Here is a 22653-nt window from a genome sequence, read left to right as displayed (position 1 = left end):
GCTGGGGTGAAGGGGCGTCGAACGTGATTCCGGTGGAGGGGGTCAGCCGCCGGCGAGCAGGGAGTTGACCTGCTGGTTCGCCGCGGTCAGGGAGGTCTTGGCGTCCTTCTGGCCGAGCCAGATCTCGTCGAACGCGGTGCCCATGATCTGGTTGATCTCGTCAGCGTGGTCGCTGACCGGCAGCAGGAACGTGCCGTTCTCCGCCTTGGCCTGGTCCACGAAGAGCTGCACCTCCCGCCCGGCCTTCTCGTGCGCGGCCAGCACCCGCTCGGTGGCGCTGGTGATGGCGGGGAAGACGACGGCGTTGTCGGCGACGATGTTCTGGCAGTCGGTGGAACCGAGGAACTTCACCCACTTCCAGGCCGCGTCCTTGTGCTCGGTGCCGGCGTAGATCACGTCGGCCAGGCCGTTGAAGGAGGACTTGCGGCCCAGCGGCCCGGCCGGCAGCGGGGCGAAGGCGAACTCCTGCTCGGTGGCCTCCAGGTACGTTTTGATCATCCAGGAGCCGGTGACGCCGAGCGCCGCCTTGCCGGAGGTGAGCACCGCGTCGGTGCCGAGCGAGCTGGTCTTGTCGTACGACGGCGTGTAGCCCTTGTCGGCGATGGTCTTGAACCAGGCCGCGGTCTCGATGAGCTTGGGGTCGTCGTAGTAGTACTTGGTGCCGAACGGGTTCTTGTCGATGTAGGAGAAGCCGTTGGAGACCGCCAGGTTGCCCCAGCTGTTCTGCCCCAGGGAGCCGTCGTTCAGCTCGGGCGCGTAGCCGTACACGGCGATCTTGGTCTTGTCGAAGCCGGGTTCGTCGCCGCGCTTGCCGGCGGTGTCGACGGTGAGCTTGGCCAGGGCGTCCTCGAAGGTGCCGCCGTCCTTGGGGTTCCAGGTCAGGTCGGTCAGGTCGACGCCTGCCTCCTTGGCCTGCTTGACGTTGTAGATGATGGCCATGGTGTCCCAGTCCTTGGGCAGGCCGTACCTCTTGCCGTCCTTGACCCAGGACTCGGCCAGGCCGGGCCAGTACTGGGTGAGGTCGACCTTGTCCGCGGTGACCATCGGCTGGATGTCCAGGAGCTGGCCGTTCTTGACGAACTGGGGATAGAACGACGCCTGCATGGTGATCACGTCCGGGGCGTCGCCGGAGACCATCTGGGTGGTGAGGCTCTGCCAGTACTGGTCCCAGGCGTTCTGGGTGATCTTGATGGTGATGTCCGGGTTGGCCTTCTGGAAGGCGTCGGCGCACTGCTGGTAGGCGCCTTGCTGGACGTCGTCCCAGAGCGCGTAGGTCAGCGTGGTCTTGCCCTCGCCGGACGCGCCCCCGTCGGACGCGCCGCCGCCGCCGCACGACGCGGTGAGCACCACGGCCGTCACCGCCATGAACAGCTTTTTCATCATTTATCCCTTCATGCCGGAGAACTGGATCGAGTCCACGAGGCGGCGGCCGAAGAAGGCCACCAGCAGCAGGACCGGGATGACCGACAGCGCCGAGCCCGCCATCAGGCCGGTCCAGTCGGGCGCCGTGTTCGGCGACTGCTTGAGGAAGATGCCGAGGGCCGCGGTGAGCACCCGCGACTCCTCGCCCGGAGCCACCAGCAGTGGCCAAAGGTAGTCGTTCCAGGTCCAGACCGCGGTGGTCAGGGCCAGGGTGAGCAGGGGGCCCTTCGTCATGGGCAGCACCACCCGCCAGAAGATGGTCCACGCGCCCGCGCCGTCGATGAGCGCCGCCTGCTCGACCTCGCGCGGGATGCCGAGGAAGAACTGGCGCAGGAAGAAGACCGCGAACGGCGTCATCAGTAGCGTCGGCGCCACCAGCCCCGGCAGGGTGTTGAGCCAGCCGAGGTCCTTGACCAGGACGAAGTTGGGCAACAGGGTGAAGATCGGCGGCACCATCAGCGCCGCGACGAACAGGCCGAACAGCGTGTCCCGGCCCCGGAAGCGCAGCCGCGCGAAGGCGTAGCCGGCCATGGCGCACATCAGCGTCTGCACGACGGTGATCAGGCCGGTGTAGAGGATGGAGTTGCGCAGGTAGAGGAAGAAGTTCAGGTCGGCCCCCGAGCCGCCGGCGGCCCGTGCCTCCTCCCTGGTCGCCAGGCCGAGCACCCGCTCGAAGTTGAACAGTGTGGGATTGCCGGGCAGCAGGCCGGCGTTGTCGGCGGCCAGCTCGCGGCCGGGGGTGATCGCGGTGCGCAGCATCCAGTAGAGCGGGAACAGCGAGATCACGAGGGCCGCGATCAGGCAGAGCCACGCCACCAGGCGGCCGATCTTGGACAGGTTCACGTGAGGTCCGAGGTGGAGGCGCGCAGGAGGCGCAGCTGGATGAAGGTCAGCACGCCGAGGATGAGCACCAGGCTCAGCGCCAGCGCGGAGGCGTACCCCATCTTGAAGTGGGTGAACGCCTGCTCGTAGATGTAGAAGTAGACGACCCGGGTCGCGTTGACGGGACCGCCCTTGGTGGTGACCGCGATGGTGTCGAACAGCTGGAAGGAGCCGATCAGGGACACCACGAGGACGAACGCCAGGATGGGCCGCAGCAGCGGCATCGTGATGGAGAAGAACTGGCGCACCTCGCCGGTGCCGTCGATCGCCGCCGCCTCGTAGATCTGCGGCGGGATGAGCAGCATCCCGGCGTACAGCAGCAGGGCGGTGTAGCCGACGCCGCTCCAGGCGTTGATCACGGCCACGCTGGGCAGCGCCAGGTCGGGCGAGGTCAGGAAGCCCTGGTTGTCCAGGCCGACACCGCGCAGCACATGGTTGAAGAAGCCCAGGTTGGCGTCCAGCAGCCACATCCACAGCAGGGCGGTGGTCACGCTGGGCACCAGCCACGGCACCAGCAGCAGGGAGCGGATCAGCAGCGAGCGGGTGAGGCGGTGCAGCAGCGCGGCCAGGCCGAGCCCGCCGACGATCTGCAGGGCGATGGTCAGCACGACGTAGTAGCCGGTGACCTTGAGCGCGTTCCAGAACAGCGGGTCGCTCACCAGGGTCGCGTAGTTGTCCAGGCCGACGAAGGTCGGGTCGGACAGCAGATTCCAGTCGGTCAGGGAGTACCACGCGCCGCGGATCGCCGGATACAGGTAGAAGACGGCGAAGGCGAGGCACACCGGGGCGAGGAATCCCACGGCGACTCTGCCGTCCCTGCGCTGTCTACGTGGGGTCTCTAGCATCGTCGCGGCATCTCCAGACCTCCTGAACGGCGGGATGGAGTCCATCTTCGCCACTTTCGAAACCTTGTCAATACCTTCGATGAGAAACGCGACGCGAGCGTTATGCGAGTAACTTCGTAAGACTTGACAAGTTATCGAAGGTACTGGGAGCGTTCCTGCCGATGGCCGCCGCAGGGGCACGGCGGCACGGCCGACCTGGGAGGAAGTCGTTCCAGCATGAGAAACCCGAAGATCGTCTTCATCGGCGCGGGCAGCGTGGTGTTCACCCAGGGGTTGCTCGCCGACCTGCTGGCCTACCCGGAGCTGCACGCGGCCCGCATCGTCCTGCACGACATCGACCCCGAGCGGCTGCGGGTCGCCGAGGCCGTCGCGCACCGGATCGCCGCCGAGCGCGGCGCCCGCCCGGAGATCACCGCCGAGCCGGACCGCAAGATCGCCCTGGACGGCGCCGACTTCGCCATCAACATGATCCAGGTCGGCGGGCACGACGCCACCGTCACCGACTTCGAGATCCCGGCCCGCTACGGCCTGCGCCAGACGATCGCCGACACCATCGGCGTCGGCGGCGTCTTCCGCGCGCTGCGCACCTTCCCCGTCCTGGACGCCATCGCCGCCGACATGGCCGCGGTCTGCCCCGACGCGCTGCTGCTCAACTACACCAACCCGATGGCGATGAACGTCTGGTACCTCAGCGGCAAGGTGCGCAACGTCGTCGGCCTGTGCCACTCGGTCTACTGGACCATGCAGGGCCTCGCCGAGCTGGTGGCGGTGCCGTACGACGAGATCACCTATCTCGCGGCGGGCGTCAACCACCAGGCCTGGGTGCTGCGGTTCGAGCGGGACGGCGAGAACCTCTACGACCGGCTGGACGCCGCCGTCGAGCGGGACGCCGAGCTGCGGCGGCGCGTGCGGGTGGAGATGTACCGGCGGCTGGGCCACTACCCGACCGAGACCAGCGAGCACTCGGCCGAATACGTGTCCTGGCTGCTCCGCCACGACGCCGAGATCGACCGGCTGCGCATCCCCGTGGGTGACTATGTGGGGATCAGCGCGGAGAACGTACGCGAGTACGAGCGGACCCGCGAGGCCGTCCGCACCGGCGCCGAGCTGCCCGTCGAGGGCACCGGCGAGTACGCGCCGCAGATCATCCACAGCATGGTGACCGGCACCCCGCGGGTGGTCTACGGCAACGTCGTCAATGACGGCCTGATCTCCAACCTGCCGCCCGGCTGCGTCGTCGAGGTGCCCTGCGCGGTGGACGGGAGCGGCGTGCGGCCCACCCGCGTCGGCGCGCTGCCGCCGCAGCTCGCCGCGCTCAACCGCACCTACGTGAGCGTCAACGAGCTCACGGTACGGGCGGCGCTCGAAGGACGGCCCGAGTATGTACGGCATGCGGTCATGGTCGATCCCAACGCCTCGGCCACGCTCTCGCTGGACGCCATCTGGCGCATGTGTGACGACCTGACCAAGGCCCACGGCGACCTGCTGCCAGCGGAGCTGCGGACGACCCTGGTCAGCTAGCGAGCTCGACCTTCAGGCCGCGCTCGCGCAGCACCGACACCAGCTGGGGATCGGCCGTCTCGCCGGTGATGAGCAGGTCGATGTCCGACAGCGCGCAGATCGGCGCCATGCTCGTCGCCCCCAGCTTGGCGGAGTCGGCGACCAGGATCCGGCGCGCGCCGCAGCGCAGCATCCGCTGCTTCATCTCCGCGTCGGGCAGGTTGACGTTGGTGACCCCGTCGTCGGGATGCACGCCGCCGCACCCGATGAAGACGGTGTCCACCCGGACGCCCTCGATGAGCTTGCCGCCGAGCGGGTCCACCAGGGAGTGCTGCTGGCGGCGCAGGCTCCCGCCGGTCAGCACGACGGTGAACCGGGGCAGCGCCGGCTCCAGCTCCAGGGCGGTGCGCAGGCCGTTGGTGAACACGGTGACCTCGGTGAGGTCGGCGCGCGCCACCAGCTCCCTGGCGACGTAGGCGGTCGTGGTGCCCGCCCCCATCATCACGCTCTCACCCGAGCCGACCAGCCGCGCGGCGGCCTTGGCGATCAGCGCCTTCTCCACCGCGGCGGTGCCCAGCGACAGCTCGAAGGACGGCTCGACGCGCGGCAGCGGGCCGGCCGCCACCGCGCCGCCGCGCACCCGCCGGATGCGGCCCTGCTCCTCCAGCGCGTCCAGGTCGGCGCGGACCGTCACACTCGACACGCCGAACGCCTCGGCCAGCTCGGCCACCCGCGCGAACTCCTGCTCCATGAGCAGGCCGAGCATGCGCTCGCGCCGCACCTCCGTCGGCACCGACTCGGTCATGAGCGGGCGCCGGCGGGACGGCCGGGGGCGCGGATCGCCGCCGGCAGCAGGTCGCCGTGGGCCTCGATCAGCTCCTCGCACAGCGCCTCGATGGCCGGCAGCGGGAGCGTGGCCGCGGTGTTCGGGTCCAGCATCGCGGCGTGGTGCACATGGCGCGGGTCGCCGTCGAGCACCGCGCGCACGGTCAGCTCGACGACATTGAGAAAGGTACGGTTCAGCGCGACCAACTGGACGGGCAGGTCGCCCACCGGCTGCGGATGCACCCCGGCCGCGTCGACCAGGGCGGGCACCTCCACGCAGCAGCTCTCGGGCAGGTTGCCGATCAGGCCCCGGTTGCGCACGTTGACGTAGACCTCCTTCTCCTGGCCGGTCAGCATGGCCAGGATGGCGGCGGCGGCCGGCTCCTGATGCTGCCAGCGCACCAGCAGCGGCCGGCCCGCCGACAGCGCGCGCCTGGTCTCCTCGTATTTGTGCAGGCTCCGGCCGGCCCGGCGCAGATATTCCTCCACCGGCACGCCGAGGCGGGAGGTCTCCGCCGGGTGCCGCATGAACCACGGCACGTACTCGGCGGCGTGCTCGCTGGACTGGGTGGGGAAGTAGCCGAAGCGGTGGTACATCTCCACGCGTACGTGCTGCTCCAGCTCCGGGTCGGTAGCCAGCACCGCGTCGAGCTCCGGGTAGAGCGAGCGGCCGTCGGCCTCGAAGCTCAGCACGAACGACTGGTGGTTGACCCCGGCGGTGCGGAAACGGACCTCGTCCAGGCCACGGCCCACCAGGTCGGCGAGGTAGGCGTGGGTGTCGCAGACCGCGTGACACACGCCCGCGAACCGCTCGAACGTGGTGGCCTCCTGCACCGCCCAGCCCGTCATCGCCATCGGGTCGCTGCAGCTCAGCAACCAGGCGTCCGGGCAGAGCTCGGCCATCTCCCGAGCCAGCTCGACATAGACGGGGATGGTGCGCAGGCCCCGGAAGATGCCGCCGATGCCGATGGTGTCGCCGATCGTCTGGCGCAGGCCGTAGCGGTGCGGGATCTCGAAGTCGCGCAGCGTCGCCTCGAACCCGCCCACATGGAGGTAGCCGACCACGAAGTCGGCGCCGTCCAGCGCCTGGCGGCGCACGGGGCAGACGCTGATCATCGCGGCCGATCCCGCCTCGGCGTCCAGCGCCCGGACGAGCGCCTCGGCCGTCGCCAGGTGGCCGGGGTCGTCGTCGTACAGCACGATCTCCAGCTCGCCCCGCAGGGCGGGGGCGAGGAGCAGGTCGGAGACGATCCTCCGCAGCAGGTCCACGTCACCGGCGCCGATGAAGACGATGCGTGCCATCCTCACCTCCCACGCGTACGTGGGGCGAACACTACTTCACCACCGACATGGACGCACCCGGAGCCGCAGCGGCGGGCAGGCGGGCAGCATAGGTGCATGACCATGCACGGATTCACGCTCTCCGCCGAAGGGCCGTTCGATTTCGGCGCGTCGCTGCGCTTCGTCGAGGACTGGCCGGCCACCAGCGCGCTGCCCTCCGACGGGCGGGCCCTGCGCTTCGCCTACTGCGCGGAGGCCGACTGGCTGCCGATCGGCGTGCGCGTGACGGCCGCGCCGGACGGCGTCGCCGTCGCCACGACCCGCGCCACCGGGCGGGAGATCAGGGGCGAGGTGGCGCGGATCCTGTCCCTCGACGTGGACGGCGGCGGCTTCGCCAAGCTCGGCCAGGATGACGACGTGCTCGGCGACCTGCAGCGGCGCAGCCCCGGCCTGCGACCGGTGTGCTTCTGGAGCCCGTGGGAGGCGGCGTGCTGGGCGGTGATCGTCCAACGGTCGTCGATGATCGTCGCGGCCAGGCTCAAGCAGCGCATCGCCGAGCGGTACGGCGCCGAGATCACCATGGACGGGCAGACGTACGCGGTCTTCCCGCCGCCCGTGACGCTGCTGGAGGCCGGCGGGCTCGGGCTGCCCGCGCAGAAGGAGGAGTGGCTGCGCGGGCTGGCCCGCGCGGCGCTCGACGGCGTGCTCACCACCGAGCACCTGCGCGCGGCCGAGCCGGAAGTGGCCCTGGCCGAGCTGCGGGCGCTGCCCGGCGTGGGGCCGTTCTCGGCGGGGCTCATCCTGATTCGCGGCGCGGGCGCGCCGGACGCGTTCCCGGGCGACGAGCCGCGCCTGTTCGCGATCCTGCGCCAGGCGTACGACCTGCCGGAGGACGCGACCCCGGCCGCGTACCGGAAACTGGCGGAGGCGTGGCGGCCCTACCGCTCGTGGGCGTCCTTCCTGTTCCGGGCGTCGACGTACGGCACGGGTGGGCAGGAAGTGGACAGGAAACGGTCTGGAGAGTGGACATCCCGTTGAGAGAGCGTGGCGGCCACACCGCGTGTCGAGGGGAATGAAATGGCAGACCTGTCCACCGCTCTCGCCGAAGGCGTCGAGGCGGAGACCATGTACCAGTACGAGTCCATGGCGGCGCCCTCGGTCAAGGCCCAGCTCGGGATCGCCACCACGCGCATCGGTGGCGGGGTGGCGTTGTCGACCCTCCATGACGTCACCGGATTCTGGAACAAGGCGCTGGGATTCGGTTTCGAGGAGCCGGTCACGTACGAACTCATCGGCCGGGTGGTGGACTTCTACCGCTCACAGGGGAACACGCGGACCACGTTCCAGATCGCGCATTCGGTGCTGCCGCCCGACTGGGAGGAGATCCGCGCCGCCTTCGGCCTCCGGCCGACCTCGCACTACGTGAAGCTGGCCTGCCGGGTGGAGGACTTCTGGCCCGGCGAGAGCAAGCTGGACGTCGAGCCCGTCCGCCCCGAGGACGTGCGGCAGTGGGCGACGGTCACCTTCCGCGGGTTCGGGATGCCCGAGGAGGGGTTCACCGAGATGCTGGCGGCCACCTACGACCATCCGGACTTCCACCCGCTGGCCGCGTGGGACGGCGACACGATGGTCGCCACCGGCAGCCTCTTCGTCCGCGGGCAGGTCGGCGCGCTCACCGCCGACGCGACGCTGCGCGAATACCGCAACCAGGGCGCGCAGTCGGCCCTGCTGGCCAGGCGCGCCGAGCTGGCCGCGGAGCTGGGGTGCCGCTGGCTGGTCACCGAGACCGGGCTGCCGCAGGAAGGACGGCCCAACCCGTCGCTGAACAACATGCTGCGGGCGGGGCTGCTGCCGATGTACAGCCGCCGGAACTGGGTCTGGGAGCCGGACGGCGAGTGATCACGCAAGACCTGTACTGGGTCTGGGAGCCGGACGGCGAATGATCACGTAAGGCCTGTCCGGCCCGCTGGGCGGAGCCGGAAGGCGCTGTCCGCGGTCTCGGGGACCCGCACCACGAGCCCGGTCTCGGCCAGGATCGCCGCGATCAGGTCCCGATCGCCGGCCCACTCCAGCGCGAGGTCGTCGACCAGGTCGCCACGGGCGTCGAAGCAGGACGTGTGCGCCTGGGTGGTCCAGAAGAGCGCCCTGGGCGGCTCCCCGGCCGGGGTCAGGTCGTGGACCGTCTCCCAGCCGCCGGAGGAGGTCGGCCAGAGGTCGGGCTCGGCGACGTAGCCGCGCGCGACCAGCCGGCCGAACACGCCGACGATCCGGCACAGATCCGAGGCCCGGTCCGTGGCCAGGCAGGTCACGATCCCTTCCTCCGCCTTGGCCAGGCCGTGGACCGCCGCGAAGAGCGCGTCCATCGCGGCGTCCGCCTGCTCGCTCAGCTCGTCGGCGTCCATCTCCAGCAGCGCGTCATGGTCGGCATGCCGCTCGGCCTGCCCGGGAACGGAGAGCACCAGCCCCTCCCAGGCGAACAGCGACTGGATCCGCGAGGAGAGCCCGCCCCGCCAGGCGAGGGCGACATCCTTCACCAGCGCGCCGTCGGGCGTGAAGTGGTCCCCGACGGCCGGGCTCAGCAGCCCGCTGGTCCCGGTGTCGGCGGCGAACCGCTCGGCGTCGACGATCTGCCAGCCTTCGTCCGCCAACCGGCCGAGCGCCCGCTCGAACCGGTCACGGTCGGCGCGCCGCTCGGTGATCCGGCGGACCAGCACCATGGGCCACCAGGCCTCGGCGTCGCCGAAGGCGCCCGGATCCAGCGCCTTCAGCTCTTCGACGGTCGCGGACCCGAGCCGCAGGAGGAACTCCACGAAGTGGCCCAGGGAGCTGTTGACCTGCTCGGCGTGCGGCTCGTCGTCGAAGGTGAGCAGCCCCACGACGCCGCTGCGGGGGTCGAGGAAGTAGCGCATGCCCGCGTCCCCCGGCGTCCCGCCGAGCACCAGGACGGCGCCCGCCCGGAACTCCACCAGCGAGCCCACCGCCGGCTCACCGGTGACCAGGGTGGTGAACGCCGGGTCCACCCGCACCGGCAGCCCGACCTGGCACAGAAGGTGTGTGTCCGCCGCCGAGACGCCCGTGCCGTGGAGCCGCGCCGGGTCCATCAGCAGGAGGCCGTCGTCGCCGAACGCTTCGACCAGCTCTTCGTGCGTAACCACGATCCGGCACCTCGTCGTTGTGGACGATCGCGGCATGCGACGTCAGGCTCGGAGATCAAGTTGCCGCAAGCGTAGTCGGTGTCTCACCGCCGCCCACCCTCATCGATCACACTTGTTGATCAACCGGCCCGGGGGCTCCGACGGCCGTCGAGTCGGCAGGCCGGTGTCATGCGGTCCCGGCTTCGCTTCTAAGATCCAGGGTGTGGCCAGGTACTTCGATGTGCATCAGGACAATCCGCAGCCCCGGCTGATCAGCCAGGTGGTCGACCTCTTGCGGGCGGACGGGCTGATCGCGTACCCGACGGACTCGTGCTACGCCCTGGGGTGCCGGCTGGGCAACAGGGACGGGATCGATCGGATCAGAGAGATCCGGGGCCTCGGCAGCAACCATCACTTCACGCTGATGTGTGGGGACTTCGCTCAGTTCGGCCAGTTCGTGCATCTGAGCAATGCGCTGTTCCGCTCGGTCAAGGCGGCGACTCCCGGCGGATACACGTTCATCCTGCCCGCGACCAAAGAGGTGCCGCGGCGGTTGATGCATCCCCGGAAGAAGACGGTCGGCGTCCGGATCCCCGATCACGTCGTCACCCAGGCGCTGCTGGCCGAGCTCGGTGAGCCGCTGCTGTCGAGCACCCTGCTGCTGCCCGACGAGGCCGAGCCCCTGACGCAGGGGTGGGAGATCAAGGAGCGGCTCGATCACGTGGTGGACGCGGTCATCGACTCCGGTGAGTGCGGCGCCACCCCGACGACGGTGGTCGACTTTTCCCAGGGCGAGCCCGAGATCCTCCGCCGAGGCACCGGCGATCCTTCTCTCTTCGAGTAGGCCGCGGACCTTGGCACGACCGACCCGGGTGGGCGGGCGGGGTCAGCGGAGCCGGGCGGCGATGGTCCGCGCGCACTCGATCGACTCGGTGCGCGTCGTGTCCACCTCCAGGTCGTAGGTCACGCCTCGGTGGACCAGCTCCGCCTGAGACGCGGCCATCCCGGCGATCCGATCGCCCCGGGCGATCTCGCGGCCCTCGGCGACCGCGGCCTCGCATCTCACCCCGACCCACACGACGTGCAGCCCATCGAGGGCCCGCTGCCAGGGCTGCTGGGACCCCGCCCCGCCCAGAAAGACCTCGTCGACGATGATCCGGGCGCCGGCCCGGGCCATCGCGGCGACGCCCTCGATCCACGCCGCCTGCATCGCCATGAACTCCGGCCCGACGCTCACGGTGCCGTCCGGGTCGAACTCGATCCCCGCCGCCGAGCTCCGCATCGCCGCCGGCATGGCCTCGACCAGGGTGTCAATCCCAAAGGCCAGCCACGGATCCGGCAGGACCGCCTGCAGACACCGGGCCAGCCCGGATTTTCCCGAACTGGAGCCACCATTGAGAACGATCACTTGGGACATCACCGCGCCACCCTAGGCGATCCTGAACGATTCCGCCGCTCGGCGATCGTGCCGAGCCTGTCAGACCAGGGAGTCCCAATCCCGGTTGTCCTTATCGTCCTCCTCGAAACCCCATGACACCTGCTCCGCACGCACGGCGATGGCGCGTGCCTGTTCGCGGAACTCCGGCAGACCAGAGATCGACTCCGACCATCAGCTGAGCCGCTGCAGCAGGTGGAAGGTCACCTCTTCGCCCGCCCGGTTCTTCCCGATGAGCTTGCACAGCGCCGCCCTGATGGGCAGCCAGTGCGGGCCGCCGCCCGACGGCATGAGGGTGGCGTTGAACGGATGGCCGTCGATCGTACCGGCGACCTTCACCGCCGCCCGCGTCCCGAGATACTCGGCGGAGCCCGGCACTGTCACGAAGGTGGCGAAGGCCCCGTCCTTCTCGATGGGCGCGGTGAAGGCGAGGTCGATCGGCTGGGTGGGCATCGTGGTCTCCTCTGGTCGTCCGGTGGTCAGTTGTCGCGCAGGACCGCGTGGTCGTCCGGTGGTCAGTTGTCGCGCAGGACCGCGTGGTCGTCCGGTGGTCAGTTGTCGCGCAGGACCGCGCGCAGCCGGGTGACGAACCGCTCGGGGTCGTCGGCGAAGCCGGTGTGGTCACCGGGGAACAGCGTCGGCTCGATGCCGAGCGCCGCGCCGAGCGCGGTCGACGTACGGTCGCAGAGCTGGCCGGTGGACTCCTCGCCGATGCCGATCACGATGCGGGTCGGCACCTCGCGCAGAGCCGTCAGGTCGGGCTCCCAGCCGATGGTCGGGCGCAGTTCGTGGGCGAACCAGCGGCGCTCGTCCGCAACCTGCTGGGGGTCGCGCTCCCCGCCGAACATCTGCTCGATCATCCCCTCCGGCAGAAAGATGTCGGACAGGGCCATGAACCGCTTCCAGGCCCCGACGACGTCACCAGCGAAGTAGGTGGCGATCATGTCGTCGGCCGCGGCGTGCAGCCGCTCGCGGTCGTCCAGCAGGGCGTAAGCCGGGTGCTCGTGCGCGACCACGGTGTGCACCTGCTCGGGGTGGGCCTGGGTGAGCGCCAGCGCGCTGACCGCGCCGCCGCTGGAGCCGAAGACGGCGGCAGGACCGGCGTCCAGGTGGGTCAGGAGCCGGGAGAGGTCGTCGGCGCGCAGCTCAGGGGTCGAGTCCTGGTCCGGGTCGGCGACGGGGCTGCGGTTGATGCCCCGCGGATCGGTGGTGAGCACGGTGTGGTCGGTGGCGAGCAGGTCGGCCGCCGGCGCGAAGGCGTCGGCGCCCATCGGCGCGCCGACGAGCACCACGAGCGGGCCCGCGCCGCGCACCTCGTAGTGCAGGCGCGCGCCAGGGACCTCCAGCGTCGCGGAGATGGCGGGGATCGTCGGGCTCATCGGGGCCTCCTGGCAGGCGATATTCGGTCCGGTCACAGTAGGGACTCCCCACGGAGGGCAGAATCGTCGCTCATGGAGGAGAATTCTGCGACGCGGGACCTGACGCTGGCACGCGACGGGGACGACACGGCCTTCACCCGCCTGGTGGAGCCGCTGCGCGGGGAGTTGCACGCGCACTGCTACCGCATGCTCGGCTCCACCCACGACGCCGACGACGCCCTGCAGGACGCCCTGCTGCGGGCGTGGCGGGGGCTCGCCCGTTTCGAGGGCCGCAGCTCGCTGCGCTCCTGGCTCTACACCGTGGCCACCCGCACCTGCCTGGACCTCGTCGCGGCGCGCGGCAGGCGGGCGCTGCCCGTCGACCTCGGCCCGGCCAGCGACCACCCCGTGATCGACGACGCCCCGCTGTCCGATGTCGCCTGGCTGGGCCCCTATCCCGACAAGGCCCTGACCGGCGGCCAGGCCGGCCCGGCCGCGCGTTACGAGCAGCGCGAGGCCGTCGAGCTCGCCTTCGTCGCCGCCCTCCAGCACCTGCCGGGCAACCAGCGGGCGGCGCTGCTGCTGTTCGAGGTGCTCGGCTTCTCCGCCGCCGAGATCGCCGCGATGATGGACACCTCCGTCACCTCGGTGAACTCCGCCCTCGCGCGTGCTCGCCGCGTCGTCGCGGAGAAGGTCCCTTCCCGTACGCAGCAGCAGACGTTGCGCAAGATCGGCGACGCGCGCCTGCGGGAGATCGTCACCGGCTACTCCACCGCGCTCGAACGCGACGACGCCGACGCGCTCGTCGCCCTGCTGACCGAGGACGTCACCTGGTCGATGCCGCCACTGCCGCACTGGTACCGCGGCCTGGCGACCGTCACCGACTTCGCGGTACGGGTCCCGCTGACGGGCTGCGGCTCCTGGCGGCACCTGGAGACCAGCGCGAACGGCCAGCCCGCCCTGGGCTGCTACCTCTGGAACGACGCCGCCGGCGCGTACCTCGCCTGGTCGGTCAACGTGTTCACGCTGCGTGAGGCGTACATCTGCGAGATCACCTCGTTCATCGGCCCCGAGCACTTCACCGCCATCGGCCTGCCCGCCTCGCTGCCCTGAGGCAGCTCGATCAGGATCGTGGCGTGCAGGCGGGCTGTCTGTCGCCCTGCGGCAGGAATCTGTCCCACTCCTCGTTGGTGAGTTCCCGTCCCACGACGGCGCAGGCCTGCCGGATCAGGGCTTCGGGGGCGACAGGCCAGCGGCGCACCGACCGGTCCGCGGTGAGAGCCATGACGCTGGAACCATCGGCGGTGAAGACGATCTGATCGGGGTCGGCCTCCGGGGGGAGCAGCGGCTCGCCGAGGGGTTCGAGGGTCTGCGTGTCCCACAGGCGGAGCGGACTCTTGGTGATCAGCAGAGTGCCGTCCGGGCTGAGGGTGGCTTTGCCGTTGCCGGTGGTCAGGCTGCGCCGTACCCCGCAGGACGCCGGATCAACGAAGCGGATGGTGTCGCTGTCAGGGGCGCTGACCACGAGCGTCCGCCCGTCGGGGGTGAACTGGACGCTGCCGGAGAGCAGGGTGTAGTCGTCGACCCGGGTGTCGCATCCTCCCTCGGGCGCGCCGGAGGCGATCTCCCACGTGCGGATCTGCCGCGTGCTAAGACTGGCCGCGAGCCGCCCCCCGGTCTCGTCGAGAGCGATCACCGGGTAGGCGAGGGCGCTGGTGAGGTCCGTCGGCTGGGCGAAGTCCGGCAGCGGGATCGTGGCCACCACGGCGCCGCTGCCGACCTCGTGGACCGTCACCGTGTAGCGGCCGGTGTTCGCCTCGCGCCGGGCCACCGCGAGGCGGCGGCCGTTCCCGCTGAACGCCGTCTCGGTGCCGAGCTCGTACGGGAAGCGCAGTACGGCGGCGGCCGGCGCGATGGACCACAGCACGTACGAGCTGCCCACACTCGCCAACAGGTGCGTCCCGGTGGGGGAGATCCGCAGGCCGCTTACCTCGCTCAGGCCGGGAATGGGCAGATCCTTCCCGTCGCGCAGGTCGCGACGCCGCACCTGGCGGCTGTCATCGGCATAGACCAGCGTCACACCGTCGCTGCTCAGCGCGGATGGCTTCTTTCGCGGAGCGGTGGGCACGTCGGCGGGGCGCAGCGCGGCCGCGACGTCCCACACGACGGCCGCACCTCCGATGCCGACCCCTGCGAGGCGGCGTCCCGAGGGGTCGAAGGCCACCGTGTAGATCGTCGACGGCTCCCCGGGCAGGGAGACCAACCGTGGTTCCGGCGCGGTCAGGTCGATCAGGCGGACGTCGTCTCCTGCCAGGGCGACGTGCCGGCCATCGGGTGAGACGGCCGCTGACCAGGCGTCGGCCTCTCCCGAGGCGATGACGTCGCCGGTCATGAGGTCAGTGACCTGGACGGGGGATCCTCGCACCACCGCCACCTTGTCGCCGGAGCCGAAGATCACTTCCTCTCCGCGCTTCGTCCAGCGCACTCGTACGGTGCGCGCGTCCAGCAGCGTCTGCCGGCCGGTGCTGTCACGGGAGTCGGCGGCGACCAGGAAGCGACCGGAAGGGCTGAAGGAGAGCCGAGGGTCCTGCCCTGGTGCGTGCCGGGCTCGGCCGGTGACGGTGCCGTCCTTGGTCGCGACCAGGATCACGGTGCCGTTCGCCGTCCACACGGCGAACCGGCCGCCGTCGGAGGACACCGCCGCGGCGACCGCCCGGCCCGGGAGCCCGGCCCGCCAGCGGCGCTCGCCGGTCGTCGTGTCATAGCCCGCCAGGCTCGCCAGATTCCTTCCGGTCGCCATGACCACGCGGTCACCGGCCAACTCGGCGAAGCCGTACCGGGTGGCGACCTTCATCTTCACCGCCCGAGATGAGCGCAGGTCCCACACCACGGGCCGCTCGGACGGGTCCTTGCCGAAGGCCCGTTCGCTACGGCGGTCCACCTCGAACAGCGTGCCCGCACGCCTGCTCAGCTCCCCGCCGGACACCAGGTCGAGGAGCACGACTCCGCCGCCGGCGGAGGACGCGGCGGCGATGTGATGATCAGCGGTCACGTCCAGCGGCGCCTGGGCGGTCCGCACCACGCGAGCGGGGTCGCCGGCCAGGTCCCACAGCAGCACCTGGCCGTCGAGGTCCTCCGCGACCAGATGGCGGCCGTCCGGTCCGAAGATCAATCGCTTGACGTTCTGCACCCGCTCGAAGGGGCTGCGCAGAATGCGGGCCTCGCCACCGGCGAGCTCCCACACGTAGACACGTCCGTCGGCGGGCGCGCCGGCGTCTCCCCCTTCGCTGTATCTGCTGGCCGCCATCCTGCGCCCGTCCGGGCTGATCGCCAGCGTCAGCAGGTGGAAGGGAACAGGGTCACCGGGCCGGATGCGCGGGAAACCCACGACCCCCCGCATCGCCTCGTGCACGACCGTGACGAGACTGCTGCGGGCGGCGGCGGTCCGCGCCGTCCGCCAGGCGTGTACGGCCAGCAGCAGAGCCCGGTCCAGATTGCCCTCCCGGTCGGCGAGCGCCTGACTGGCCAGATAGCGCGAGGTCGCCTGGCGCAGGTTGGCCACAGCCTCTTCGGCGCGCAGGCCGGCGATCACCGCCGCCACCGCCGTGGAGGCGGCCAGCACGGCCAGCGCGATCACCGCCGCGGCGGTCACCTGGCGGGTCCTGCGATGCTGCCGGACGTCCTCGCCGTACAGCTCGTCCGGCTGCTTGCCGTGCAGCGGCGCGGCCAGTTGCACGACGCTTCTGTGGAAGTCGTCGTTACGCAGGACGCGCTGATCTTCCGCGTGCGCCCAGCGCAGGTCGACGTAGAGCGGCCGATGACGGTGGACGCCGCGCAGCACGGCGGGAAGCGCGGTGGAGCGTTCCACGTCGAAGCCGCGGGCGGAGGCGTCCCAGACGAGATCGCCGCCGGTCAGCACCAGCCGCAAGCTGTCCACGCTCTTGTGCCTCAACCAGTAGTCGATCTCCTGGGGGACCCAGGACGATCTGACGGCCGAAGGCGAGAGGAACACGATGAGGCAGCGGGAAGCGGCCAGCGCATCCTCGATCGCCGGATCGAGGGCCGAATTCGCCGCCAGGCTCGACGCGTCACGGAAGACCCGTAAGGCTCGCAGCCGATACCAGGGCCGCGCCAGCCGGTGCAGGGCGTCGCGCACGGCCGCCACCAGGGGGGCATCCGGCTCCCACGCGTAGGACAGGAAGGCGTCGTACCGGCTCTCCTCAGATCCCCGCACTGGCCATCGCCTCCGGTTCCCGAACACCCGCCAGTTTGGCGAACCCCATCGCGTAGCCATGGACACGCCGCTGCACCTCCCGCAGCTCCGTGCGGCAGGCGGCGTTCGCAGGCCAGTCCGATTCGGGGGCGTCCGGCTGCGCCTGCTCGAACTCGCGGAGCCGAGGGTGCCACTTCGACAGGAACGGGCGGAGCTCCTGGTTGAGCATCGTGATCGCCAGATGCTCGACCGTCTGCCCTCCCGGTGCCGGGACCGACGGGCGGCTGGACTTCAGGGTGTCGCGGGTGGTGGCGAACAGGCCGTACAGCGACGTCAGCGCCTCGCGGGTCAGGCCCTCGTCATCGTCGAGAGGCTGCGTGGACACCCGGGTCACGGTCTCCACGAACAACTGCCAGGCGACGTTGCGGCTCTCGTTGTTGACCACGAACGTCAGCTCGCTCAGCTGCGGAACCGACACCTTCACCTCGGTCAGCCGGGCCGACCGGTTGTAGATCTGGATCACCAGGATGCCCGCCACCCCGGCCACGGCGCCGGCGGTGACGTAGAGACCGCGACCACCGATCCTGGTCAACTCGAAGATCACCAGGCCGGCCAGTGCGCCGACGACGGCCGCTGCTAACACGCGGACGACCCGCCCCTGGCGAAGAGCGGTCAGCTGAGTCTTCGTCACGCCCCGACTTTACCTGCGGCGTACCCGGTTGACAGCTTTTGGAGCGAATGAAGTGATGCGGTTCCGATCCTTCTTGTCGTGGGTAGGGAACTTGTGGATTAGGCACACGTGACGGAGAGACCCGGCAAGCCCTTCCAGGTGGTCGCATGGATCAATCCTCCTCGGCTCAGGCTCCTCCGCCGCGCAGTGTCTTCATCTGCCACAGCTCGCAGGACAAACCTTTTCTGCTGATTCTTGTGGAGCTGCTGCGTTCGCATGAGATCGAGGTGTGGATCGACCTGCACGAAATGCGTGCGGGTGACTTCATTCAGGATAAAATATCGAAACAGATCCCGGCCAGCTCATGTGTCCTCGCCGTTGTCTCACGGCATTCCGTGCAATCACGATGGGTCGCCGAGGAGCTCGTGCAGGCATTACAGCTGGAAGAGAAGCACCGTGGCCCGCGGGTCATCCCGGTCAAGCTGGACGACACCGAACTGCCTGCCTATCTGGCTCGGAAGCTCGCCATCGACTTCTCCCGGCCCGATCTTATGGCCGACTCGCTGCGCGCCTTGGTGCGAGCGATCAGAGCAGCGCATCCTCCGGTGACGATAACGAGGCATGACGAGCTGGAGCATGAACTCGCGCGGACGACACTACGTGAGGGCGATCTTCGACTTGCCGCACAGCTCTGCTCGAACATCCATAATGCGGTGAAAAACGTCCTCCTTACCGCTTATCGCCTTCTCGACGATTCGCCGTACCGCCATGTGCCGGCCGTCCGCGTCCTGTTGTTCACGGTCCACGAGCAGTACAAATGCCTGCGACTGCAGTTGTACGTCTCGGATACGTCGGTCGTCGGGCACTGCAAACACCGCTTCACTCTCGACCCTGGTCGGCAACGGCATCTGAACCCCGCCGCCAGCGCATGGAACAAGCGCCGGCTTCACCACGTGGACTACCAAGCGGAATACGCGGCGGATCCCGAAGCCTACATAGCAGAAGCCGTCCAGCACGGTTTCACCCGCGACAAGGTTTCGAACATCATTTTTCATATCGCCAGCAGCGTCTCGGTGCCGATCGAGCGGCTCGTATTTCCTTCGCTCGGCGCCGGGATTCCTGGTGTCGTCTGCATCGACAGCGAACGCCGGGCGGTCTTTCCTCAGGAGACGCACCCGGTGCTCGCCGAAATAGTCGTGGACCTGCTCAACGACTTCAACACCGGGCGGCGCAGTCCCTTGCAGTTCGAGGACAGGGACATCATGGAGGACAACCGGGGCATCATCGACGAGGTGACGAGATGATCCAGGGCCGGTAGTCGCCGGACGGTCAGTTGCAGTTGCAGTCGCAGCCGTCGCAGCAGCAGTCGCCGTCGCAGGAGCAGCACTGGCAGCAGTTGCCGCAGCTATCCCAGCCGGAGCAGTCGAAGCGCTGGCAACAGGAGCTCTGGTGGTCCTCGTCCCAGCCGGGACGGTACAGGCCGCACGTGCAGCAGGTCAGTGCGGCGCAGGCGAACGACAGCAGGCCGCCGGGGTCCCGCTTCGGCGGACGGTGTCCCGGTGGGGCGTCCGGGGAACCGGGTGGGTGGCCGGGGCCGGGGGATGCGGCGGCGAAGGCTCGGGAAACGGCGTTGCCGGTCTCTCGTACCAGCAGGGCGCGGGTCAGGGCGGGGCGGGGCAGGTCCAGTTCGTCCACGGCGGCGCGCAGCTCCGCGTGTGCGGTGTCGCAGTGGCGGCGCGCCTCGTCCAGGCCGGTGCCGGTGGCGGCCAGCGGGTTGTACGATCCGTCCGCGCGGTCGTCGGCCAGGTCCTCCACCGCGTCGATCAGGTGGGCCAGCCTGCCGAACCGGCGCCCGGCCGCCTCCAGGGCCTCCTGGTTGTGCGGCTTGCCGGTGAGGGTCGCGGTGTGCGCGAACGCGGCGGCCACGGCGTCCTCGGTGGGCGCGGTCAGCTCCCGTAACCCGGCGCTCCCCGTACGTTCCAGGAGGGCCTGGCGGCCGGCCGCCGCCGTCAGCGGGGTGACGTCGAAGCCGAGCGTGCCGGCCGTGGCGGCGCCGGCCGAGGACCAGCGGTCGGCCAGGCGGGTGGCGCCGGCGGCCACCGGGCGGCGGGCGTAGGCGCCGTCCCCGTCCGCCACGTGGTCGCGCACCTTGCCGGCCGCCAGGAGGAGCGACACCGAGGCCGCCAGCCGTACCCCTTCGGCCTCCACCACGTGCGCGCCCTTGAAGCCGCGCAGCGCGCACGCGCCCGCTCGCCGGCGGGGCGCGGCGGCGGGCGACTGAGCTTCGGTGAGAACGGACACGAGCAGGCCGTCGTAGTTGGTCACCAGGCGGGACAGGTGGCCGTGCTCGTCGCGGAGCGCCAGGCAGAGCCCGCACAGGTGGCCCATCCAGTCCGCGTAGAGCCCTTTGCACATGCCGTGCTGACATGGCCGGACGATGCCAAACATATGTTCCCCCGTGCGTGTATTCGGGGGAAACCGTAGCACCCGCGATCAGGCCGTGTGCTGGTACGTCGGGTAAGTCAGATAGCCCGCGTCACCGCCCTGGTAGTAGGTGGCATCGTCGACGGGTGTGATCGGGAGCGTGGTGCGCAGCCGCTCGACGAGGTCGGGGTTGGCGATGAAGGCGCGGCCGAAGCTGATGAGGTCCGCGCCCCGGTCAAGCCAGTGATCGGCGTCGGACCGGCCCGTCTGCTTGGGGCCCATCGGCATCACCGGGTTCATGATGAGGGTGCCCGGCCACGCACGGCGCAGGGCGACCAGCACCTCCTCGTCGATGGTGGCTTCGAGATGGACGTAGGCCACCTGGAGGCGGGCCAGCTCGTACAGCAGCGCGGTGTAGAGCTCGGGGACCTCGCGCTCGGCGACGCCCCAGAACGTCCCGCCCGGGGAGAGGCGGATGCCGGTCCTGGCCGCCCCGACGGTGTCGACGGTGGCGGACACCGCTTCGACGGCGAACCGGATCCGGTTGGCCACCGGGCCGCCGTACCGGTCCGTGCGCAGGTTGGCGTTGGAGGAGAGGAACTGCGAGATCAGGTAGCCGTTGGCGCCGTGCAGTTCCACGCCGTCGAAGCCGGCGTCGACGGCCCGGCGGGCGGCCTCGGCGTACGACCGGGCCTGCTCGGGCACCTCGTCGGTGTCCAGGGCGCGCGGGGTCGGCGCGGGCCGGGGGCCGGTCGGGGTGAACACCTCGCCGACGGCGGGCACGGCCGACGGGCCCACCGGCCGCATGCCGGTGGTGTCGGGATGCGAGACCCGTCCGCCGTGCATGAGCTGGGCGAAGATGCGGCCGCCGTTGGCGTGCACGGCGGCGGTCAGGGGGCGCCACGCGGCGACCTGCTCGTCGGTGTACAGGCCCGGCGTGCCCGGGTTGGACTGTCCGATCAAGCTCGGTTGCACGCCCTCCGTCACGATCAGGCCGGCCGTCGCCCGCTGGGCGTAATAGGTGGCCATGGACGGTGTCGCCAGGCCTCCGGCGGCGGCCCGGACCCGGGTCATCGGGGCCATCACCACCCGGTTGGGCAGGACCAGGTCACCGAGCCGGTAGCTGTCGAAAAGGGTGGTCATCGCAAGGCTCCTTCGCGTTCCGCGGCGCCCGATCCGGCCCGCTGCGGCTAAGCTAGAACCTCACATCCATGTCAGAGGCAACCATGTGTGGCACGGGTCACAGTCGGGAGGACGGCGTGCGCATCGGGGAGTTGGCGTCACGTACCGGGGTCAGCGTCCGGTCCCTGCGTTACTACGAGGAGCAGGGGCTGCTCGCCAGCACCCGCAGCGCCAGCGGGCAGCGGCACTACACCACCGGCGAGATCGACCGGGTCGCGCTCATCCAGCGCCTGTACGCCGCCGGTCTGTCCAGCCGTACCATCGCCGAGTTGCTGCCCTGTGTCCATTCGCCCAGCGCGGAGAATTCCGACGCCGCGATGGAGCGCATGGAGCTGGAACGTGACCGGCTGTCCGCGCACATCGCCGACCTCATCCGCACCCGGGACACGCTCGACGAACTCATGGTCATCAACCGGGCGCATCGGGAGAGTCTCCAGATGGCCCACAGCCACTGAGGTCTCACGCCAGGGCGGGGGAGGCGCCGGGCGCCGAGCCGCGCAGGCGGGCGGCGTCCTGGCTGGGCGGCGCGCCGAACTGGCGGCGATATTCACGGCTGAACTGTGACGGGCTGTCGTAGCCGACGCGATGGCCGACGGTGGTGACGTCGTTGGGGTGGGTGGCGAGCAGGAGCCGGGCCTCCTGCAGCCGGATCTGCTTCTGGAACTGGATGGGGCTCATCGCGGTGACCGCCTGGAAGTTGCGGTAGAAGGCGGACACGCTCATGCCGGACAGCCGCGCCACGTCCTCGACCCGGAAGGGCTGCGCGTAGTGGTCGCGGATCCACCGGACCGCCCGCGCGACGTGGGCGAGACTGCTGTCGGCGAGGCCGAGCTGACGGACGACGGCGCCCTGCTCGCCGGTGATGAGCCGCCACAGGATCTCCCGCTTGAGCAGCGGGGCGAGGACCGCCAGGTCGCGTGGCCGGTCCAGCAGGCGCAGCAGCCTGATCACCGCGTCGACGAGCTCGTCGGGCGCGTCGCTGACGGCCATCCCGGACGGTGTGCCGCTGTCGGGTGGCAGGTCTCCGGGGGCCGCCTGCAGCAGCAGCTCGGCGACGGTGGTCGGGTGCAGGACCAGGCCGAAGCCGAGGGCCGGCCGGTCGGGGCTCGCCTCGGTGAAGTGGCCGGTGATCGGCATGTCGACCGAGGCCAGCAGGTATTGGCCGGCGCGGTACTCGTACACGCGGTCGCCCAGCGCGATCCGTTTCGCGCCCTGCGCGATGAGCGCCAGCACCGTGCCCGACATCGAGGGGGACGGCGGGTCCGCGTGCTCGGCCTTCGAGACCAGGACGCCCTCGACTGCGGTGGTCATGTCGGGCCGGGCATGGCGCGCGAGCAGGGCGCGTAGCTCGTCAAGGTTCATGCCTTGATTGAAGCACGTACCTGATTCTCTCGGCAATGAGAGGATCAGGCAAGAAGCTGACGGCATCGTTCTAACGTTTGCGCAGGTCGGGCTGTTTACATTGACTCATCGACATCCCAG

At 70.2% G+C, this 22653-nt stretch carries 21 protein-coding genes; 7 read left to right on the top strand and 14 right to left on the bottom strand.

All coding sequences use genetic code 11. The features are described from left to right. Positions 1–42: 42 nt before the first annotated feature. From OHA68_RS02400 to OHA68_RS02390, 3 genes are read right to left on the bottom strand one after another with little or no spacing between them, the layout of a single operon-like run. Positions 43–1383, bottom strand: coding sequence for an ABC transporter substrate-binding protein (locus tag OHA68_RS02400; RefSeq protein WP_327106161.1), 1341 nt, complete (start codon positions 1381–1383; stop codon positions 43–45). Beyond that, entirely contained in the window at positions 1384–2265 is an 882-nt protein-coding gene (locus OHA68_RS02395; protein ID WP_327106160.1) for a carbohydrate ABC transporter permease, read from the bottom strand. Further along, the gene (locus OHA68_RS02390) at positions 2262–3104 is read right to left on the bottom strand and encodes a carbohydrate ABC transporter permease (protein WP_327106159.1); all 843 of its coding nucleotides are present in this window, start codon (positions 3102–3104) and stop codon (positions 2262–2264) included. Before OHA68_RS02390 ends, OHA68_RS02395 begins: the two co-directional genes overlap by 4 nt. 261 nt (positions 3105–3365) lie before the next feature. Here OHA68_RS02390 and melA point away from each other — a divergent pair, with 261 nt between their 5' ends. After that, positions 3366–4670 (top strand): alpha-glucosidase/alpha-galactosidase, encoded by a 1305-nt coding sequence (melA, locus tag OHA68_RS02385; protein ID WP_327106158.1) that lies wholly within the window; start codon positions 3366–3368, stop codon positions 4668–4670. On the opposite strand, the gene OHA68_RS02380 is transcribed toward melA, so the two are convergent. Together OHA68_RS02380 and OHA68_RS02375 are read right to left on the bottom strand one after the other, a co-directional pair. Further along, positions 4663–5454, bottom strand: coding sequence for a DeoR/GlpR family DNA-binding transcription regulator (locus OHA68_RS02380; protein WP_327106157.1), 792 nt, complete (start codon positions 5452–5454; stop codon positions 4663–4665). The two genes, melA and OHA68_RS02380, sit on opposite strands and share 8 nt — an antisense overlap. After that, positions 5451–6776, bottom strand: a complete 1326-nt coding sequence (locus tag OHA68_RS02375; RefSeq protein ID WP_327106156.1) for a family 4 glycosyl hydrolase — start codon at positions 6774–6776, stop codon at positions 5451–5453. The genes OHA68_RS02380 and OHA68_RS02375 overlap by 4 nt, the downstream gene beginning before the upstream one ends. A 96-nt stretch (positions 6777–6872) precedes the next feature. Between OHA68_RS02375 and OHA68_RS02370 the strand changes: the two genes are divergently transcribed. Then, a complete protein-coding gene (locus OHA68_RS02370) occupies positions 6873–7793 on the top strand; it encodes a DNA-3-methyladenine glycosylase family protein (protein WP_327106155.1) in 921 nt (306 codons plus the stop codon). A gap of 39 nt (positions 7794–7832) precedes the next feature. Then, positions 7833–8654 (top strand): GNAT family N-acetyltransferase, encoded by an 822-nt coding sequence (locus tag OHA68_RS02365; protein ID WP_327106154.1) that lies wholly within the window; start codon positions 7833–7835, stop codon positions 8652–8654. Between the two features lie 44 nt (positions 8655–8698). Here OHA68_RS02365 and OHA68_RS02360 read toward each other — a convergent pair whose 3' ends face one another. Next, positions 8699–9910, bottom strand: a complete 1212-nt coding sequence (locus tag OHA68_RS02360; protein ID WP_327106153.1) for an SUKH-4 family immunity protein — start codon at positions 9908–9910, stop codon at positions 8699–8701. 202 nt (positions 9911–10112) lie between these two features. Between OHA68_RS02360 and OHA68_RS02355 the strand changes: the two genes are divergently transcribed. Further along, positions 10113–10733: an L-threonylcarbamoyladenylate synthase gene (locus OHA68_RS02355; RefSeq protein WP_189136836.1), complete on the top strand. Its 621-nt coding sequence runs from the start codon at positions 10113–10115 to the stop codon at positions 10731–10733. Between the two features lie 42 nt (positions 10734–10775). Here the strand turns inward: OHA68_RS02355 and cpt are convergent, their stop codons facing one another. The 3 genes from cpt to OHA68_RS02340 all read right to left on the bottom strand — a co-directional run bounded on the left by cpt (position 10776) and on the right by OHA68_RS02340 (position 12703). Continuing rightward, positions 10776–11306, bottom strand: a complete 531-nt coding sequence (cpt, locus tag OHA68_RS02350) for a chloramphenicol phosphotransferase CPT (RefSeq protein ID WP_327106152.1) — start codon at positions 11304–11306, stop codon at positions 10776–10778. 192 nt (positions 11307–11498) lie between these two features. After that, positions 11499–11777, bottom strand: coding sequence for a DUF1905 domain-containing protein (locus OHA68_RS02345; protein WP_327106151.1), 279 nt, complete (start codon positions 11775–11777; stop codon positions 11499–11501). A 98-nt stretch (positions 11778–11875) separates the two neighbouring features. Further along, positions 11876–12703, bottom strand: a complete 828-nt coding sequence (locus OHA68_RS02340; protein ID WP_327106150.1) for an alpha/beta fold hydrolase — start codon at positions 12701–12703, stop codon at positions 11876–11878. A 72-nt stretch (positions 12704–12775) separates the two neighbouring features. Here OHA68_RS02340 and OHA68_RS02335 point away from each other — a divergent pair, with 72 nt between their 5' ends. Then, positions 12776–13795, top strand: coding sequence for a sigma-70 family RNA polymerase sigma factor (locus tag OHA68_RS02335; RefSeq protein WP_327106149.1), 1020 nt, complete (start codon positions 12776–12778; stop codon positions 13793–13795). 10 nt (positions 13796–13805) lie between these two features. On the opposite strand, the gene OHA68_RS02330 is transcribed toward OHA68_RS02335, so the two are convergent. Both OHA68_RS02330 and OHA68_RS02325 read right to left on the bottom strand, forming a co-directional pair. Continuing rightward, positions 13806–16916 carry a toll/interleukin-1 receptor domain-containing protein gene (locus tag OHA68_RS02330; protein WP_327106148.1) on the bottom strand — a complete coding sequence of 1037 codons (3111 nt, stop codon included), beginning with the start codon at positions 16914–16916 and terminating at the stop codon, positions 13806–13808. Further along, a complete protein-coding gene (locus OHA68_RS02325) occupies positions 16903–17586 on the bottom strand; it encodes a hypothetical protein (protein ID WP_327106147.1) in 684 nt (227 codons plus the stop codon). Before OHA68_RS02325 ends, OHA68_RS02330 begins: the two co-directional genes overlap by 14 nt. Positions 17587–17732: 146 nt before the next feature. On the opposite strand from OHA68_RS02325, the gene OHA68_RS02320 reads away from it, so the two are divergent. Next, a complete protein-coding gene (locus OHA68_RS02320) occupies positions 17733–18869 on the top strand; it encodes a toll/interleukin-1 receptor domain-containing protein (protein WP_327106146.1) in 1137 nt (378 codons plus the stop codon). 25 nt (positions 18870–18894) lie between these two features. Here the strand turns inward: OHA68_RS02320 and OHA68_RS02315 are convergent, their stop codons facing one another. Together OHA68_RS02315 and OHA68_RS02310 are read right to left on the bottom strand one after the other, a co-directional pair. Further along, positions 18895–20013, bottom strand: coding sequence for a DUF5685 family protein (locus OHA68_RS02315; protein WP_327106145.1), 1119 nt, complete (start codon positions 20011–20013; stop codon positions 18895–18897). A gap of 45 nt (positions 20014–20058) precedes the next feature. Further along, positions 20059–21132, bottom strand: a complete 1074-nt coding sequence (locus OHA68_RS02310; protein WP_327106144.1) for an alkene reductase — start codon at positions 21130–21132, stop codon at positions 20059–20061. 116 nt (positions 21133–21248) lie between these two features. Between OHA68_RS02310 and OHA68_RS02305 the strand changes: the two genes are divergently transcribed. After that, positions 21249–21626: a MerR family transcriptional regulator gene (locus OHA68_RS02305; RefSeq protein ID WP_327106143.1), complete on the top strand. Its 378-nt coding sequence runs from the start codon at positions 21249–21251 to the stop codon at positions 21624–21626. A 4-nt stretch (positions 21627–21630) separates the two neighbouring features. On the opposite strand, the gene OHA68_RS02300 is transcribed toward OHA68_RS02305, so the two are convergent. After that, a complete protein-coding gene (locus OHA68_RS02300; protein ID WP_189136846.1) occupies positions 21631–22533 on the bottom strand; it encodes an AraC family transcriptional regulator in 903 nt (300 codons plus the stop codon). Positions 22534–22653: the final 120 nt, after the last annotated feature.

The sequence above is a fragment of the Nonomuraea glycinis genome, from assembly GCF_035920485.1.
Taxonomy (GTDB): Bacteria; Actinomycetota; Actinomycetes; order Streptosporangiales; family Streptosporangiaceae; genus Nonomuraea; species Nonomuraea glycinis.
This window is presented reverse-complemented; position numbering and strand designations above follow the sequence as displayed.